This window comes from Achromobacter aegrifaciens (assembly GCF_902859965.1).
GTDB classification, from domain to species: Bacteria; Pseudomonadota; Gammaproteobacteria; order Burkholderiales; family Burkholderiaceae_B; genus Achromobacter; species Achromobacter aegrifaciens.
The window spans coordinates 26,675-43,240 of the sequence record NZ_CADIKO010000008.1 but is presented as its reverse complement, the minus strand read 5'-3'; the positions used below and the strand labels follow the sequence as shown (position 1 = coordinate 43,240).

The 16,566-nt window shown below is 68.2% G+C and carries 18 protein-coding genes; 10 read left to right on the top strand and 8 right to left on the bottom strand.

What is annotated here, in order from left to right; all coding sequences use genetic code 11:
* The first annotated feature begins 7 nt into the window (after positions 1-7).
* Genes ccmC through ccmI form a run of 7 tightly spaced genes read left to right on the top strand, consistent with a single transcriptional unit; the run spans position 8 to position 5,740 of the window.
* Positions 8-796 (top strand): heme ABC transporter permease CcmC, encoded by a 789-nt coding sequence (ccmC, locus tag HV793_RS30250; protein WP_118933960.1) that lies wholly within the window; start codon positions 8-10, stop codon positions 794-796.
* Complete coding sequence (ccmD, locus tag HV793_RS30245) at positions 793-960, top strand: heme exporter protein CcmD (RefSeq protein WP_054459202.1); 168 nt, start codon at positions 793-795, stop codon at positions 958-960. Before ccmC ends, ccmD begins: the two co-directional genes overlap by 4 nt.
* Positions 957-1,412: a cytochrome c maturation protein CcmE gene (ccmE, locus tag HV793_RS30240; RefSeq protein ID WP_175214430.1), complete on the top strand. Its 456-nt coding sequence runs from the start codon at positions 957-959 to the stop codon at positions 1,410-1,412. Before ccmD ends, ccmE begins: the two co-directional genes overlap by 4 nt.
* Entirely contained in the window at positions 1,409-3,415 is a 2,007-nt protein-coding gene (locus HV793_RS30235; protein ID WP_175214429.1) for a heme lyase CcmF/NrfE family subunit, read from the top strand. The genes ccmE and HV793_RS30235 overlap by 4 nt, the downstream gene beginning before the upstream one ends.
* Positions 3,415-3,936 (top strand): DsbE family thiol:disulfide interchange protein, encoded by a 522-nt coding sequence (locus HV793_RS30230; protein WP_054459197.1) that lies wholly within the window; start codon positions 3,415-3,417, stop codon positions 3,934-3,936. The genes HV793_RS30235 and HV793_RS30230 overlap by 1 nt, the downstream gene beginning before the upstream one ends.
* Positions 3,933-4,427: a cytochrome c-type biogenesis protein gene (locus tag HV793_RS30225; RefSeq protein WP_175214428.1), complete on the top strand. Its 495-nt coding sequence runs from the start codon at positions 3,933-3,935 to the stop codon at positions 4,425-4,427. The genes HV793_RS30230 and HV793_RS30225 overlap by 4 nt, the downstream gene beginning before the upstream one ends.
* Positions 4,424-5,740, top strand: a complete 1,317-nt coding sequence (gene ccmI, locus HV793_RS30220) for a c-type cytochrome biogenesis protein CcmI (RefSeq protein ID WP_175214427.1) — start codon at positions 4,424-4,426, stop codon at positions 5,738-5,740. Before HV793_RS30225 ends, ccmI begins: the two co-directional genes overlap by 4 nt.
* Positions 5,741-5,767: 27 nt before the next feature.
* Here the strand turns inward: ccmI and HV793_RS30215 are convergent, their stop codons facing one another.
* The 4 genes from HV793_RS30215 to HV793_RS30200 all read right to left on the bottom strand — a co-directional run bounded on the left by HV793_RS30215 (position 5,768) and on the right by HV793_RS30200 (position 11,512).
* Positions 5,768-8,968, bottom strand: a complete 3,201-nt coding sequence (locus tag HV793_RS30215) for a tetrathionate reductase subunit A (protein WP_175214426.1) — start codon at positions 8,966-8,968, stop codon at positions 5,768-5,770.
* Positions 8,969-9,029: 61 nt separating this feature from the next.
* The gene (gene nrfD, locus HV793_RS30210) at positions 9,030-10,064 is read right to left on the bottom strand and encodes an NrfD/PsrC family molybdoenzyme membrane anchor subunit (protein ID WP_054459218.1); all 1,035 of its coding nucleotides are present in this window, start codon (positions 10,062-10,064) and stop codon (positions 9,030-9,032) included.
* Between the two features lie 19 nt (positions 10,065-10,083).
* On the bottom strand, positions 10,084-10,854 hold the full coding sequence (gene dsrO, locus HV793_RS30205) for a sulfate reduction electron transfer complex DsrMKJOP subunit DsrO (protein WP_054459191.1): 771 nt from the start codon (positions 10,852-10,854) through the stop codon (positions 10,084-10,086).
* Positions 10,855-10,981: 127 nt separating this feature from the next.
* Positions 10,982-11,512 (bottom strand): DNA-deoxyinosine glycosylase, encoded by a 531-nt coding sequence (locus HV793_RS30200; protein ID WP_119451840.1) that lies wholly within the window; start codon positions 11,510-11,512, stop codon positions 10,982-10,984.
* Between the two features lie 168 nt (positions 11,513-11,680).
* Here HV793_RS30200 and HV793_RS30195 point away from each other — a divergent pair, with 168 nt between their 5' ends.
* Positions 11,681-12,544, top strand: coding sequence for a pirin family protein (locus HV793_RS30195; RefSeq protein ID WP_175214425.1), 864 nt, complete (start codon positions 11,681-11,683; stop codon positions 12,542-12,544).
* Between the two features lie 47 nt (positions 12,545-12,591).
* On the opposite strand, the gene HV793_RS30190 is transcribed toward HV793_RS30195, so the two are convergent.
* Positions 12,592-13,050 carry a hypothetical protein gene (locus tag HV793_RS30190; RefSeq protein WP_175214424.1) on the bottom strand — a complete coding sequence of 153 codons (459 nt, stop codon included), beginning with the start codon at positions 13,048-13,050 and terminating at the stop codon, positions 12,592-12,594.
* Positions 13,040-13,507 carry a MarR family winged helix-turn-helix transcriptional regulator gene (locus tag HV793_RS30185; RefSeq protein ID WP_054459184.1) on the bottom strand — a complete coding sequence of 156 codons (468 nt, stop codon included), beginning with the start codon at positions 13,505-13,507 and terminating at the stop codon, positions 13,040-13,042. Before HV793_RS30185 ends, HV793_RS30190 begins: the two co-directional genes overlap by 11 nt.
* A 216-nt stretch (positions 13,508-13,723) precedes the next feature.
* Here HV793_RS30185 and HV793_RS30180 point away from each other — a divergent pair, with 216 nt between their 5' ends.
* A complete protein-coding gene (locus tag HV793_RS30180) occupies positions 13,724-14,752 on the top strand; it encodes an AraC family transcriptional regulator (RefSeq protein WP_175214423.1) in 1,029 nt (342 codons plus the stop codon).
* Between the two features lie 12 nt (positions 14,753-14,764).
* On the opposite strand, the gene HV793_RS30175 is transcribed toward HV793_RS30180, so the two are convergent.
* Positions 14,765-15,277, bottom strand: coding sequence for a hypothetical protein (locus tag HV793_RS30175; protein WP_175214422.1), 513 nt, complete (start codon positions 15,275-15,277; stop codon positions 14,765-14,767).
* 329 nt (positions 15,278-15,606) lie between these two features.
* Between HV793_RS30175 and HV793_RS30170 the strand changes: the two genes are divergently transcribed.
* On the top strand, positions 15,607-16,236 hold the full coding sequence (locus HV793_RS30170) for a hypothetical protein (RefSeq protein WP_175214421.1): 630 nt from the start codon (positions 15,607-15,609) through the stop codon (positions 16,234-16,236).
* A 12-nt stretch (positions 16,237-16,248) separates the two neighbouring features.
* Here the strand turns inward: HV793_RS30170 and HV793_RS30165 are convergent, their stop codons facing one another.
* A complete protein-coding gene (locus tag HV793_RS30165; RefSeq protein WP_175214420.1) occupies positions 16,249-16,566 on the bottom strand; it encodes a hypothetical protein in 318 nt (105 codons plus the stop codon).

The following is a 16,566-nucleotide window of genomic DNA, read 5'->3' as shown; positions in this document are numbered from 1 at the left end:
GGACGCCATGCACAAGCACCCTGCCCTGAATGCATATCCGCCCGCCGCGGCAGCTGGCGCGGGCTGGCTGCGCTACGCCTCGCCCGCTGCCTTCTATCCGCTGGCAGGCCGCATGATTCCGTGGCTGGCGCTGGGCGCCGCGCTGTTCGCGGCCGCAGGCCTGTATGTGGGGCTGGCCGTCGCCCCCACCGACAGCCAGCAGGGCGAGGTCTACCGCATCCTCTTCATCCATGTCGGGGCGGCCTGGATGTCGATGTTCCTGTACCTGGTCATGGCGCTGTATGCCGCGCTGGGACTGATCTTCAATACCCGCCTGTCGTTCATGATGATGCGGGCGCTGGCTCCCACCGGCGCGCTGTTCACCTTCCTGACCCTGTGGACCGGCGCGCTGTGGGGCAAGCCGACCTGGGGCGCCTGGTGGGTATGGGACGCGCGGCTCACCTCCGAACTGATACTGCTGTTCCTGTACCTGGGTTTCATGGCCTTGCAGGCAGCCGCTGCCGACGACGCGCAGCGCGCCGACCGCGGCGGCGCCATCCTGGTGCTGGCGGGCGTGATCAACGTGCCCATCATCTATTTTTCGGTGCGCTGGTGGAGCACGCTGCATCAGGGCGCATCGATCAATCTCACCACCGCGCCCAGCATGGCCCATATCATGGTGACCGCGATGCTGCTGATGGTGGCGGCGTTCTGGCTCTATAGCGCAGCGGCCGCGCTGGCGCGCGTGCGCGGCATCATTGCCGAGCGCGAGCCGGGTGCGGTCCGTGCGGACCGGACGCGGCGGGAGGCGGCATGAGCTGGCAAGCGCTGTTCTCGCTGCAAGGCCACAGCCCCTATCTGCTGGGCGCGTACGGCGTGACGCTGGCGCTGATCGGCCTGGAAGCGTTGGTGTTATGGCGCCGTAGCCGCGCCCGGCGCGCGGCGCAGAATACCGCCCGCGCTGACGGGACGGCGCGATGAGCCCGCGCAAGCGCCGCGCGCTGGCCATCCTGGGCGGCCTGGGCCTTCTGGCCGCGGCCGCCGCGCTGGTGCTCAATGCCCTGCAATCCAACCTGGTGTTTTTCTTCAGCCCCACGCAGGTGGTGGCCAAGGAAGCGCCCGCCAGCGGCAGCTTCCGCGTCGGCGGCCTGGTGGAGCAAGGGTCGCTGCGCCGCGAGGCCGACGGGCTGACGCTGCGCTTCGTGGTGACGGACACCGCGCACATCGTACCGGTGACCTACCAGGGACTGCTGCCCGACCTGTTCCGCGAGGGTAAGGGCGTGGTGGTGGCCGGCAAGCTGGGGCCGGACGGCGTGTTCCGCGCCACCGAGGTGCTGGCCAAGCACGACGAGAACTACATGCCGCCCGAGGCCGCCGATGCGCTCAAGCGCGCGGGCGCCGGGCCCAACGCCATGCGCGCGGAGGCGCAATGATTCCCGAGATCGGCCTGTTCAGCCTGATCCTGGCGCTGCTGGTGGCGCTGGCGCAAGGCGTGCTGCCGCTGGTGGGCGCAGCCACCGGCTGGCAGGCGGGGCTGAGGGTGGCGCGGCCCGCCGCCATCGGCCAGTTCGGCTTGACCACCGTGGCCATAGGCTGCCTGGCCTCGGCGTTCGTCGACAACGATTTTTCCGTGCTGTACGTGGCCGCGAATTCGCATGCGGACCTGCCCGCCGCCTACCGCTTCGCGGCGGTGTGGGGCGGACATGAAGGATCGCTGCTGTTGTGGCTGTACCTCCTGACCGCCTGGACCCTGGCCGTGGCGCTGTGCAGCCGCCGCCTGCCCCTGCCCTTCGTCGGCCGTGTGCTGGCGGTGATGGGCTGGATCAGCGTGGGCTTTCTGCTGTTCCTGCTGTTCCTGTCCAACCCCTTCGAGCGCCTGATGCCGCCCGCCATGGCCGGACGCGACCTGAATCCGCTGTTGCAGGATCCGGGAATGATCGTGCATCCGCCCATGCTGTACATGGGTTACGTCGGTTTCTCCGTGGCCTTCGCCTTCGCCATCGCGGCGCTGCTGTCGGGCGAACTGGACGCCATGTGGGCGCGCTGGGTGCGCCCCTGGACGCTGGCGGCCTGGACCTTCCTGACCATAGGCATACTCCTGGGCAGCGCCTGGGCCTATTACGTGTTGGGCTGGGGCGGATGGTGGTTCTGGGATCCCGTGGAAAATGCCTCCTTCATGCCCTGGCTTGCGGGCACCGCGCTGATCCATTCCCTCATCGTGACCGAGAGGCGCGGCGCTTTCCGCAGCTGGACCGTGCTGCTGGCGATCTGCACGTTTTCGCTCAGCATCCTGGGGACGTTCCTGGTGCGCTCGGGCGTGCTGACCTCCGTCCATGCCTTCGCCGTGGATCCCGGACGCGGCCTGTACATACTGGGATTCATGCTGGTGATCGTGGGTGGATCGCTGGCGCTCTATGCCTGGCGCGCCCCCACGGTAGGCCTGGGCGGCGGATTCTCGCTGCTGTCGCGCGAATCCCTGCTGCTGTCCAACAATGTGGTGCTGACGGTGGCGGCGGGCTCGGTGCTGCTGGGCACGCTATATCCGGTCGTGCTGGACGTGCTGGAGTGGGGCAAGATCTCCATCGGTCCGCCCTATTTCGAAGCCGTTTTCGTGCCGCTGATGACGCCGGCCATTTTCCTGATGGGCGTCGGTCCGGTGGCGCGCTGGAAGCAGGCAGAGCTGCCCGACCTGGGCCGCCGCCTGCGCGTGGCCTTCGCAGTCAGCGTCGCGACCGCGGTGCTGCTGCCGCTGGCCATGCCGGGCCCGGCGCGGCTGGGGTCGCCCATGGTGATGCTGGGACTGTGGCTGGCCGCCTGGTCGGTCGCCAGCGCCGCGGCGCACGCCTGGCAGCGGCTGACGGACGGCGACGGCCAATGGCTGCGCCGGCTGGGCCGCCAGCCGCGTTCCTGGTACGGCATGCTGCTGGCGCACGCGGGTGTAGGCATCTTCATTGCCGGGGTCACCCTGGCCAACGGCTATGAAGTCAAGCAGGAGCTGCGGATGGAGCTCGGCTCCACCCAGGAAGCGGGCGGCTACGCCTTCACCTTCGCCAGCATTGCCCCGGCTGCCGGGCCGAACTACAGCGCGCAGCGCGCCGTATTCCCGGTGACCCGAGACGGCAAGCCGGTGCTGACGCTGTATCCGGAAAAGCGCCTTTACACGGTGCAGGACATGGCGCTGAGCCAGGCCGACATCGACAGCGGCTTCACCCGCGACCTGTTCGTGGCGCTGGGCGAACCGGTGGGCGACAAGGCCTGGACGGTGCGCCTGCAGGTCAAGCCCTTCATGACCTGGATCTGGACGGGCTGCATCCTGATGGCGCTGGGTGGTCTGCTGGCGGCCGGCGACAAGCGCTACCGCCGCGCGCAGGAGCCGGCGCGTGCGCCGCAGCCGGCCATGCCCGCCGCCGCGCGACCCACGCGGGAGGGAGCCTGATGCTGCGTTACCTGGTGCCGCTGGCCGCCTTCCTGGCCATGGCCGTGTTCCTGGCGATGGGCCTGTCGCGCGATCCGCGGGCGGTTCCCTCGGCCATGATCGACAAGCCCGCCCCCGCCATCGGCCTGCCCGTGCTGCTGGATCCCGGCAAAAAGCTGGAGGTGCAATCGCTGCGCGGCCAGGTCTGGCTGCTGAATGTGTGGGCCTCCTGGTGCGGGCCATGCAAGGACGAACTGCCGGTGCTGCGCGAAGCCGCCCGGCGCCACGGCATTCCGCTGTACGGCTTGAACTACAAGGACAAGCCGGAAGAAGCCGAAGCCTGGCTGGCGCGCAACGGCAATCCCTACATCGCATCCGCCAGCGACATCGACGGCCGCGTCGGCATCGAATATGGCGTGTACGGCGTGCCCGAGACCTTCGTGATCGACCGCGACGGCCGCATCCGCTACAAGCAGCTGGGCCTGATCACGCCCGAGATCTGGCGCGACCGCATCCAGCCCGCCATCGAGGCGCTGCGATGAAGCGGCCCGCTGCCCTGTCTTGCAGCCTGTTGCGGGCCGTCCTGCGCGCCCTGCTGCTGGCGCTGGCCTTGGCCGCCGCCGCGCGCGCGCAAGTCCACGCTGGCGCCGCGCAGCCCTTGCCGCCTGTCCTGGAACAACGCGCCGACAAGCTGGCCCATGGACTGCGCTGCCTGGTGTGCCAGAACCAGACCCTGGCCGAGTCGAACGCGCCATTGGCCCAGGACATGCGCAAGCTGATCCGCGATCAATTGGCGGAAGGCCGCAGCGACGCGCAGATCATGCAGTTCTTCGAAGACCGCTATGGCGACTTCGTGCGCTACGACCCGCCCTTCAAACCCATCACCTGGCTGCTGTGGCTGGGACCCTTCGCCCTGCTGGCGCTGGGCTTCGTGGTGCTGGTACGCACCTTGAAGCGCCGCGCCGGCGCGCGCGCGCCCCTGACCGCCGACGAACGCGCGCGCGCGGCGCGCTTCCTGGATACCGGCTCATGACCACACTCTGGATCATCGTGGTGCTCCTGCTGCTGGCGACCCTGCTCTGCCTGGTCCCGCCCTTGCTGCGGCGCGCGCCCGCCGCGCAACCCGAATCCGAGGCCAATGTGCGCGCGTTCTATCTGGCGCAGCGCGAGCAGTTGCGCCGCGACATGGACAACGGTAGCCTCACTGCCGCCGCCGGCATGCGTGCGGAAGAAGAGCTGCAGCGCGACCTGCTGCAGGATCTGGACTTGCGGCGCGGGCGCGGCGCACCCTGGGCCGGGCAGCGCGCGGGCATCACCGCCGCCTGCCTGCTGACTGTGCTGATCCCGGTGGCGGCCGTGCTGCTGTATGGCCAATTGGGCAACCCGCGAGCGGCGGCCACCGCCAGCGCGGGCCAGCCCGCCGAACCCCACGCGGCCGATACCGGCACCGACATGACGCTGGCCATCAATGCCCTGGCCCAGCGGCTGCGGACCGCGCCCGATGACGCCGACGGCTGGTACATGCTGGCGCGTTCGTATGAAACCCTGGGACGCTATGTCGATGCAGTGGCGGCCTACCAGCAGGTGCTGCGCCTGGTCCCGGGCCAGCCCGCGGTACTGGCCGACCTGGCCGACGCGCTGCTGTCGGCCAACCAGGGCAACCCCGACGAAGCCTCCATCGCGGCAGTGGCGCAAGCCCTCGCCGCACAACCCGACCAGCCCAAGGCCCTGGCCCTGGCCGGCATGATGGCGTTGCGCCGCGGCGACGCCGCCGAGGCGCTGGCGCATTGGGAACGGTTGCAGGCCCAGTTGCCGCCGGACTCGGAAGCCGCGCGGCAAATCCAGTCCAACATCGCGCAGGCGCGCGCCATGGCGGCCGCACCTGCCAGTACAACTGCCGGCGCATCGACCGCGGCATCCGCGGCTTCGCCCCCCGGATCCGCCCCAGTCTCGGCATCGGCTCCTGCCTCCGCTGGCGCAGCGTCCGCGCCCGCCGCCACCGCCGCCCGCATCAGCGGACGCGCCAGCATCGCCGACGCGCTGCGCGGGCGGGTCCAGCCCTCCGACACCGTGTTCATCCTTGCGCGTCCCGAGGAAGGGTCGCGCATGCCGCTGGCAATCCTGCGCATGCAGGTCTCGGACCTGCCGCGGGATTTCGTGCTGGACGACAGCAGCGCCATGTCGCCGGACGCGACCTTGTCGCGCGCCAGCAAGGTGCGGGTGGAGATCCGCGTCAGCAGGTCCGGCACCGCAGCCGCGCGGCCGGGCGACCTGGGCGGCGCGCTATCCGGCGTCGGCATCCATGCGGATGGACTGACGCTAGTGGCCGATACCGTCGTGCCCTGAGGCGCACGATACCGGCCGCCTGCGTCCTCAGACCCGCTCGATCCGCGCCGGCAGCCCCTGGCGCACCGCCGCGCCGGACACCCAATCGATCCAGACGTTGGCGTGCTCGCCGCGCGTGGCGTCGCCGAATCCCAGGTCGTTCAGGTTCACGCCCGCGGCCAGCGCCGGATCGTGCGCCATGGGCTTGCCATCCACCACGTGTGCGCGGGCGCCCAACTCAGTGTGGCCGTAGCCGTGCTCGATGCCCACCGCGCCCGGCTGGATGCCGTCGCGCAGCAGCGCCAGCCCGGTCACCGCGCCGCCCGGCGTCACGATGCGCACCGCATCGCCGTTACGGATGCCCAGGCGTTCGCCGTCCTGCCGGTTGATCGATACCGGGTTGTGCGGATGCACCTGGCGCAAGCGGTTCACGCCGATGGACATGGAGCTCATCAGGTTGGACTTGAACGAGCTGAGCAGGAAGGGCCAGTCCTGCCGCGTGTATTGCGCGCGCATGTCGCTGCCGTCGGCCAGCCGCGTCGGGTACCAGGTCGGACAGCCGCTGTAGCGCTCGCCCGTCATGGAATGGCGAAAGCCCGCCAGCTCCTCGCTCCAGACCTGCAGCGGCTTGGCATAGGCCATGCGCGTCTGCCGCGTTCCGCCCTCTTCCACCCAGGCATCCTGCACTTTGTCGAAGCGCCCACCGCGGCTCATCACCATGGCCACCTGACGCCATTCGCCCGGTTTGAGCTTCTGCTGCAATAGCGCGCCATAGCGGTCCACGCCGGTGAGCGCCATGTCGTCGTCGCTGGCCTCGGGCACGGGCTTGCCGGCCGCGAAGGCAATGTTGGCGATGCCGCGCAGGAAGAAGTCCTCCGGCGTGTCCAGCGCGTACTTGGCGCCGTCCTTGTCGGAGATGGCGCCCGCGCCGAAGCCCGGCATGCCCAGCCGCTTGGCGCAAGCGATCAGGAAGGTTTCCAGGCAGACCGGCTCATCCGTGGCGGTACGCGCCACGCGCGGCTGCACGGCCGGCCAGCGCACGGTGGACGCCTTGGCCACCACATCCGCCCAGGGCGCGGAGACGCCCCAGCTTTCGTAGGTCACCGTATCCGGCACGATGTAGTCGGCCAGCGCGTTGGTCTCGTTGATGAAGGGGTTGATCGATACCGACAGCGGCAAGAGGCGCGGATCCTTCATCTTGTCGATGATGACGTTCTTCAGGCCGGCGATGCCGTAGATCGGGTTGCTCATGTGGTTGAACCAGACCTTGGCATGGTACGGATAGCCCGCCAGCGCGGACGCCAGCATTTCCGAGCTGAGCCCGCCGGTGGCCGGATACCAGGGCGCCGCGGCCGGATAGGCCGATTGGCCGGCAGCCTTTTTGCGCTTGAACTCGCTGGACTTCTCGTACGGGAAGCGGTTGCGCGACAGGCCCACGCCCTTGGGCGTGGCGCGGTTGGCAAAGCCGGCGATGTTGTAGCGCGGCCCCTGCCCATAGGGGGGGAACGGACCCGCGTCCAGCACCAGGCCGCCTTCCACGTTGAGGTTGCCCACCAGCGTGTTCAGCATGGCGATGGCATAGGCCGTATAGAAGCCCGAGCCGCTCATGGTGCCACCGTGCGCATCGGCCACGGCGCGCTTGCCGTAACTGGTGAAACGCTCGGCCAGCGACGCGATCTTGGCGGCCGGCACGCCGCTCAGTTCCGCGTATTCGTCCAGCGTCTTGCGGCGCGCTTCCTCGCGCAGCAGCGACAGCGAACTGCGCACGCGCAGCGCTTCTGGCGCGCCATCCATGCCGGGCACGGCGACCGCGTCGTCCACGAACAGCGTGGCGGGCGCGGCCGCGGTGTGCGGCGCCAGCGTGCCGTCTTCCAGGCGCACGACGTACACGTCTTCCCACTTCTCGCCGGCATCGGCCGGACGCGGCCAGCCCAGGTCGGCGCCGCGCAGGAAACTGCCCAGGCGGGGATGACCAGGTTCCGCCACCACCAGATGGGTGGCGTTGGTCCAGGCCGCCTCGCCCGCGGCCTTCATAGCCGCAGGGCCGGGCTGCGCCAGCGCGCGGGCATCGTAACGTTCGTTGTCCAGGATCCAGCGGATCAGGCCCATGGCCAGACCCAGGTCGCCGGCCGGATTGACCGGCACCCATTCATTGCCCGATCCCGCCGACAGGCTGGACGAGGCAGGCAGCATCGGCGACACGACCACGTACGTAAAGCCAGTCTCTTCCGGCCGCACGCGGGCCTCGGCCAACTGGCGGGCCTGGCGCTGGAACGGGTTGCCGGCCTGCGCCGGCGCCGCGCCGATGAACAGGCCGAAGCGCGCGTTGTCCCAATCCGGCTTGCCGTGGGGCATGCCCTTCAGATCGCCCAGCGCCGCCCCCGCGCCCACGCGGAAGCTCTGGCCGCAATAGGAACCGTGGTTGCTGAAATTCACCGTGCCGAACGATTGCCCGGCAAAGCGCTGGATCAGCGGCGTACGGCCTTCGTTGGACGCGTCGGTGAACAGGAACTGGTTGACCTTGGCGCCATACTCGGGATTCTGCGGATCCAGCGGCGTTTCGCGGTCAAAGATGGCGCGCAGGCCGTCCACCTGGCCTTCGCCAAACAGATCGCCGCCTTCGCAGACTTCCTGAACCAGCTGTTCGAACGAGATGGTCTGCCACTTGCCCTCGCCGCGCTTGCCCACGCGCTTGAGCGGCTGCAGCACGCGGAACGGGCTGTTCATCTGCTCCAGCATGGCCGAGCCGCGCGCGCAGGACGTGGCGCGTCCTTCCAGGCCGTTGTCGCCGCCCAGTTGCGCATAGACGTCGCGCACCGGCGCTTCCATCGCGGCCGGCCGGGTCGTGGCCAGCGGATGGTAGGGATTGCCGGCCACGCGCAGGATGCGGTTTTCCTTCGTGTCCACGCGCAGGCGTACGCCGCACTGGGTCCAGCAGCCCAGGCAGCTGGAGGGGCTGACCGTCTGGCCCGGCTGAGCGCTGAGCACGCCGGTCAAGGGATCGATGCGGAATTCCGGCGTCAGTGAATTGCCGCGCACGGCATGCGCCGTGGGCACGCCCGCCGTGCCTTGCGCCAGGCCCTTCACGGCCCGGACCACGGTCTCGCCGTAGCCCGCCGCGAACGCCGCCATGCCGCCGGCGACCACGCCGCCGCGCACCATCAGCTTGCGCCGCGCCTCGTCGCGCGGCTGATTGGCGGCCTCGTCCGGCGGGGCGCCGCGCTTGTCGTCTTCGTGTTGCTTGTCCATTGCTTTCATTCCATGTTCTTTCGTCTAGGGCCTGCGCACACACAGGCCCGGGCGACGGCGCTCAGGCCGCCACGCCGCGCGTGCGCGCCGGGAACAGTTCCAGGGCGTAGGTCACGGCGGCGACCAGCGCCACGCACAGGCCCAGCACGCCCACCATGCCCAGCAAGCCATCGCTGCCCCAGGGCATGTCGTACAGGTAGAGGCCGGCGCCGTACTTCGGCACGCCCTGCACGCTCATGAAGACCACCCAGCGGAAGATCCAAGCAGCCGCCAACATGGTCAATGCCAGCGCCGCTGAAGGCAGCGGCGCGGCCAGCGTGCGCGCCGGGCGCTGCAACAGCGCGATCATGCAGAAGCCGGTCGCCACCGCGCCCGCCAGGCTGACGCGCCAGATCGGGAACTCGGCGAACAGGCGCAGCGCGGCGTCGAACGAAGGGTCCATGCCCAAGAGGCCCAGCAGCGCCCAGGCGCCGGCGCCCAGCGCCATCATCACCACCGCCGTCACGCTCAGGCTGCGCAACAGTTCCACCGGCATGGCCTGCGTGCCGCCCCGCAGCCAGCGGCCCACCAGGAACATGGCTCCCAGCGCGCCCAGCCAGGCGGTCAGCGCAAAGTTCACCGGCAGGAACACCGTGTGCCACAGCGGCCGCGAACGCAGCACCATGACCTCGGCGCCGGTATAGACCAGGATCGACAGCGCCGACACCGCCAGCGCCATGCCCAGCGCGCGCACCCAGCCGATGCGGCCCCACCACCAGGCGGCGCAGAACAGCAGCGCCAAGGTCACGAACACCGGCAGCAGCAAGGCGCCCAGCCACATCCAGGACCAGGGCGTGAAATGCGCGTAGAAGTGCCAGAAGCGGCCCGGCTGGTGCAGGTCCGCCAACAGCGACACGGGTGCGGCGATGGCGCTGACCAGCAGCACCGTCACGGCCGCGGGCAGCAACCGGCGGGCGGGCGAACCCGCGCTGCCAAAGGCCGCGAAAGCGGCGGTCAGCGCAGTGGTGGCGCTGATGCCGATGAGGAAGAAGTACTGCACGGCCCACGGCAGCCAGGCGGCGTCGTAGACCGGCGTCAACAATTCAGAGATCTGCATGGTCATCCCCTTCGATGGCTCAATGACCGCCAGCCAGCCGCACGCCGGCCTGGCCGTCGACCTGGTGGACGAACGCATCGGGCAGGCCGATGTAGTAGACGTGGGGATCGGTCTTCATTTCGGGCTTGAGCACCTTGATGTCCTGCTTGTGCTCGACCAGCAGCTTGGAAATGGCGCTGTCGGGATCATTCATGTCGCCGATGACGCGCGCGCCGCCCACGCAGCTTTCCACGCAGGCCGGCAGCAGCCCGGCTTCCAGACGGTGCTCGCAGAACGTGCATTTGTCGGCGGTCTGCGTTTCGTGGTTGATGAAGCGGGCGTCGTAGGGACAGGCCTGCACGCAATAGGCGCAGCCCACGCAGCGCTCGTTATCGACCAGCACGATGCCGTCTTCACGCTGGAAGGTGGCCTGCACCGGACAGACGGGCACGCAAGGCGGGTTGTCGCAATGGTTGCAGAGGCGCGGCAGCATCACCATGGAGGCGGGGCCGCCGGCGTCGGGCAGGACTTCGTATTGCAGGACGGTGGTGCGGAACTGCCCGATGGGAGGCAGGTTCTCCATGGAGCAGCTGACCGTACAGGACTGGCAACCGATGCACTTGCGCATGTCGACCACCATTCCGTAGCGCTTGCCCGGCATGCCCGGACGGCGCGGCGGCTGGCCGTTGATGCCGGTGGCCTCGGCGCGGATGGGAATAACGGTGGCCGCGGCCCCCAACCCCAATAAGCCCTTCAGGAAGCCACGTTTACCCGGGAGTGGCGGTTCCGGGGGGCTGGCGGGGGTACTCATAGTGCTTCTCCAAGCGTTAATTCTGTTACGGGAATTAACTTATCACTTGGAGTTATATAGGGACTTGATAAGGATCAAACCGGGGACGGATAAGCGTAAACCCGGAGCCGGTCCGCAACCCAATCCGTCAATCCTCGACCTTGAGCGCCCGGCCCCAGGCGGCCAGCTTGTGCTCGAACGAGGCCGCCGCATGCGCCGGGCTGGTCGACGGCAAATCCATGTATTCCAATGGGACGGCCAGTCCGGGCAGCACGTGGCGGCGGTACATCGCCGCGGCCTTGGCGCCGTTGAAGCAGACCCGGACGATGCCAGGGTGGCGTTCAAGGAAGGTGGCGAAGTCATTGGCGACCAGGGTGTCGCCACGGATATCGGCGTCCAGGCTGCCGGGACGTTCACAGGCCTGCAGCACGTCCCACAAGGCGATGCCGGCAGCCTGCAGGGCCAGCAGGCGCTGTGCATAGTCCAGGCCGGGATCGAAGCCGAAGACGCTGGCCGCGATGGGCCAGAAGGCGTTGCGCGGATGGGCGTAATAACGGCCCTGCCTGAGCGATGCCACGCCGGGCATCGAACCCAGCACCAGCACGCGCGCGCCAGCCCCCGCCACCGGGGCGAAGCCCTGGACCTGATCGTTATTGCCGCCCGCCTGGGCCGTGCGCATGCCGTCTTCCATGCCCAAAGGATACGCCAGCCGCGAGTTCCGCCTCCACTGTCCGATCCATGGAACAGTGCTTATCAATGCCAGGGACTACCGCCGAAGAGGTGGCGCCCTTATCTTATTAATCATGACGGACGGCCCCGCTGGGGCCGCGCAACAGGAAATACGACCATGAAGAAGATCCTCGGATTGCATGCCAGCCCCCGTCCCCACTGGGTGGGCGACGGCTTCCCGGTGCGCTCCATGTTCTCCTACAACGACAAAGGCAAGAACACCAGCCCGTTCCTGCTGCTGGACTACGCCGGCCCGGCGCAGTTCGAGCCGGCCGAACATCCGCGCGGCGTCGGGCAGCATCCGCACCGCGGCTTTGAAACCGTGACCATCGTTTACAGCGGCGAAGTCGAGCACCGCGATTCCACCGGCAACGGCGGCGTCATCGGTCCCGGCGATGTGCAATGGATGACGGCGGCCTCGGGCATCCTGCATGAGGAATTCCATTCCCACGCCTTCACCCGCAAGGGCGGCGAGCTGGAAATGGTGCAGCTCTGGGTCAACCTGCCCGCCAAGGACAAGATGGCGCCGGCCGGCTACCAGGGCATCCTCGACGCGGACATCCCGACGGTGGACCTGCCGGACGGTGCGGGCAAGCTGCGCGTGATCGCGGGCAACTACGCGGGTCACGCGGGACCGGCGCGCACCTTCACGCCGATGGACGTGTGGGACGTGAGGCTGGCCGCCGACAAGTCGGCGACCTTCCCCGTCGCCGAAGGCCGCAACAGCATGCTGGTCGTTCTGCGCGGCACGGTGCTGGTCAACGGGGAAACCGTGGCGCGTGATGCGCAGCTGGCGCTGTTCTCCCTGGAGGGCGAGGACATCACCGTCGAAGCCAACAACGACGCGGTGTTCCTGGTGTTGAGCGGCGAGCCCATCGACGAGCCGGTGGTCGGCTACGGCCCCTTCGTGATGAACACGCAGGCGGAAATCGTCGAAGCGATCCAGGACTTCAACGCCGGACGCTACGGCAAGATGCACTGAGGCAACAGGGCCGGCTGGCCTCTCGTCCCGCGCAGCGGGACGGGACGCTAGGACCGGCCCTGTTCTTGCGCGCCCCGCCGCAAGCGGCCCAGCCTGAGGCCGTCGCGGATGTTCAGTCCGATCAGCGCCAGGTTGGCCGCGCCTGCCGCCAGCTCCAAGACCTGCACCCCGTAGAACACCCCGTCCAGCAAGCCCGCCTGCGCGCGCAGCGCCAGGAACACCGCCGCGGGAACCAGAATCAGCAAACCATTGGCCGCGATGAAGGGCATGCGTCTACGCTTGGCCAACAGCAGCGGATGCCTGCCCTTGCCGCCCATCAGGAAACCGCTGGCGGCGGTCAGCATCATGACGGGCACGAAACCCAACAGCGCACAAGCGATGGCAAGCTTGACCTGGGCCACCGCGGATGCGGCCAGGAACAGTTCGGACGCCACTGTCGAGATCCAAAACGCCGCCAGAAACAGCAGCGTCAACAGGGCGGCAGCGGCATGGATTCTATGTTTCATGATCTTGCTCCGGTGGCGCGGGAACGTGCGCGGCCAGCAGGCCCGCCAGCACCCTCCCCGCCGTTTCCAGTTCAGCGGCGCTGAAGCCGCCGGCCAGTTGGCGCGCGCGCTCCTTCCAGCGCGCGTCGATGGCGCCATAGACGCGCCGCCCCCCATCGGTCAGCTGGTACAGCGGCGAGCGTTTGTGCTGCGGATTGGGGCGGACCTCCACCAGTTGCGCCTCGGACAGCAGGTTCAGCTGCTTCTGCGCGCCCTGGCGTGTCACGCCCATCGCGGCGGCGACCTGCGGCGCGCTCAAAGGCTGCCCTGCCAGCGCCAGGGCGCCCAGCATCTGCCAGCGGGCGCTCGTCAGCGCCTCGGGCGCGACGAAGGCGTCGCCCCAATCAAGCAACGCGCCGTTCAACTGGAACAAGGTCAGGATCACCCCGGTGAGCCGTTCTTCCTTGGTTGGATTCATTTCTGGCCTCCTGTGCATTGCCTAATTGACAACCAGTTTCCAACATTGGAAACCGGTTGTCAATATACGCTTGCAAGAGGTTTTCTGCGCATGTCGGATAGCCGACGCCAAAATCGGATAGGTCCGGCCTCCTCTGGACGGGTTTTCCACCAGTCCGCCCTGTCCGGCGCAGCTTTACTATCAAAGCCTTCAAGGCCCCGGCAGTGGAGTTTCCCCATGCTCGACACGATGCAGTCCGCCACCAGCACGACTTGGCCGCCGGCCGCGCCGCGGATCGAGTCGGTCCTGGGCCTGCCGGCGCAGCAATTGTTCGCCTCCGGCGATCTGGACGAAGCCCGTTCCATGGTCGGCCGCGTGATGCGTCCGCACCACCTGGGCGTGGTCGGCGCGCTGCAGCGCCTGGACGCGCGCATGCACCACCAGCCGCTGGGCGAGGTCTCCTTGAATCGCCTGCGCTACGGCGCCAACGTCGAGATCCAGCCCGGCCCGCTGGAGGATTTCTTCCTGGTGCAGATGCCGCTGTCGGGCTGCGCCCGCATCAGCAGCGGCCCGCAGCAGCTGGATTCGACGCCCGAGGTCGCGTCGGTCGTCAGCCCGGACGACGACCTGGCCATGCGCTGGGCCGACGACAACGACCAGTTCATGCTGCGCGTGGGCCGCTCGCTGCTGGAACGCACCCTGATGGGCCATCTGGGCTGTGCGCTGGATCGGCCGCTACGCTTCCAGCTGGGGTTCCGCTGGCGCGAATGCCCGGCCTGGCGCTGCCTGATGAGCTATCTGCTGGACTGCTCCACCCAGCACGCGAACCTGGCCGAACACAAACTCATCGTGCATCAGATGGAACAGCTGGTCGCCGCCACCTTGCTGGCGGCCCAGCCCCACAACTACACCGGCGCCCTGCCCGGCCGGCGTGGCGCAGTGCTGCCGCGCCACGTGCGCAGCGTGCAGGACTATCTGCAGGCGCATGCGCACGAACCGGTCACGGCCGAGCAGCTGGCGCGCATCGCCGGCGTCAGCGTGCGCAGCCTGTACGCGGGGTTCAAGGAATTCCTGGGCGTGAGCCCCATGCATTACCTGCGCGACCTGCGCATGGAACGCGCGCATGCGGAACTGATCTCGGGCGAGACCCGCAACATCGCCGGGGTGGCGCTGCGCTGGGGCTTCGCGCACATGGGGCGCTTCAGCGCCGGATATAAGGAACGCTACGGCGTGAGTCCCAGCCAGAGTTTGCGGCGACGCGGGTGAGGCGGCGGCGCTTCAGGGTCGGGCTGGCGCAGCCGGCTTGGCCTTGGCAGAGGAGTCCTGCGCCATGACCTCCCGCGCGATTTGATTGATCCTGGGAGCGGCCTTCATGGCGCCGTCCTTGTGCTGTGTCAGGAATTGACGCGCGTAGTAGCGCTCGAGCTCGCAGGGGTTCGCATTCTTGCCCGTAAAAGCCACGGAGGCGTCTATCAGCTTGCCCGCATGCGCCTGCTCGGCCAAGACGCGCTTGCGCATGGCCTGGATTTTTTCCGCCGCGTCCTTGCGCCCTTCCTGGGAATTCAAGCGCTGGGCGAGCCTGGCGCGCAGCGCGGCCGGGTCTGTCGGCGCGCGCGCCAGGTCCATGCCCAGGCTCGCTTGGGCCAGGGCCATGGCCACCATCCCCTGGACCTCCGGCCCGTCTGCCGGGTACAGCTTGCACGCGGCAATAAAGCCCATGTGCGCGACCGCCCTGTCGCCGAGCCACTCCTGGCCGTCGCTACCCATCGCAAAACCCAGCGAATTGCGCATCGGCTCCTGTACTTCAAAGCTGCTGCTGGTGTTCTGCGCTGCGGCAAGTCCGCCGCACAAGCAAAGCGCCAGCGCCGAAATCGTTCTTTTCATCATCTCCCCCCGTGAGCGCTCGCCGGCGCGGATATCTCCACGCGGGATGCTATTCCACCGTCAGCCGGAATGGTGCGCGAGGCCCCAAAACGCCCACGGAAGCATTCCTGCAGTTGCATCCGAACAACGCATGCCTTCCTCATCCGTTGACCGCTATGGCGCGGAAGGTGCATTTCCAGGACACTCGCGCAACAGGAAGCCCGCTGGTCCGACGCAGCCCCGGGGAAGGAAACTCGATGAAAACGCTAAAAAGCAGTCTTCTTCTTTGCGCGACGCTGTCCATCGGGACGGCATTCGCCTCGGACGATATCGACATGAAGGCGTTCGAGGCGTCGAGCCAGGCCTTGCGGTCGGCCGATGCGAAGGCCGAAGCCAGGCGCGCAGCCGTCGCCGCGCTTTCACCCCGACTGCAGAAAATCCCGCTTGGCGAACGGGCCGGCGCGCACATTGGGGCGGCCGGCGCTTGCGCCATCGACGTTCCCATCGACGACCTCAATAAGCTGTCTTCGCTGGCGGTGGCGGAAGCGGTCATAGGCAAGCCGCTTGCTCAAGTCCCCTACGACCCCAAAGCGATCTTGAAAGCGACCAGCGACGCGATTCGTACTCCGGAGGCGGCCGCTGCGGCAACCAAACGCCAACAGCGGGCGAAAAAACTGGCTCAGAACGAGCGCGACTGGGTTTCCCGAGTGCGGGTCGAGGTCAAAAAGATCAATCCCAGAGGCGAGCCCAGCGACTGCCGGCATCTGCGTGGACAGATCGATGATCTGCTGGAAAATGCGGAACGCGACGACTCCCTCGACAAGGCCGAACTCGTTCTATTTACCGTCCAGGAACTTCAAGGGCAACGCAAGCAGTCCGCCCGCTGAGGTGCCCCTCGCCTAAGACTGCTCGACCCAAGGCGCCGCCGCCTCGTCCCGGCTCCAGTGCCGCCAGCCGTACCGGTAGGCGTGCTGCAAATAGGGTCCACGCAAGATTCGAGGCTCACTGTCCGTGGCCTGTTCCGTGCCGAGCAAGTGCAGAACCTGGGTCCAGTCCGCCAGCCCGCACCGGGCGCCGCGCAATGCCGCATCCGCAAGCCGTCCAGCCTCCTCGACCGATTCCGCCCGCACCAGGAAACAGGTATCCGCGCCATCCGGACCGCCAGTGTACGGGTCCTCGGATTCGTTGCCCCAGCGTATCGCTTCGTACAGATTCAT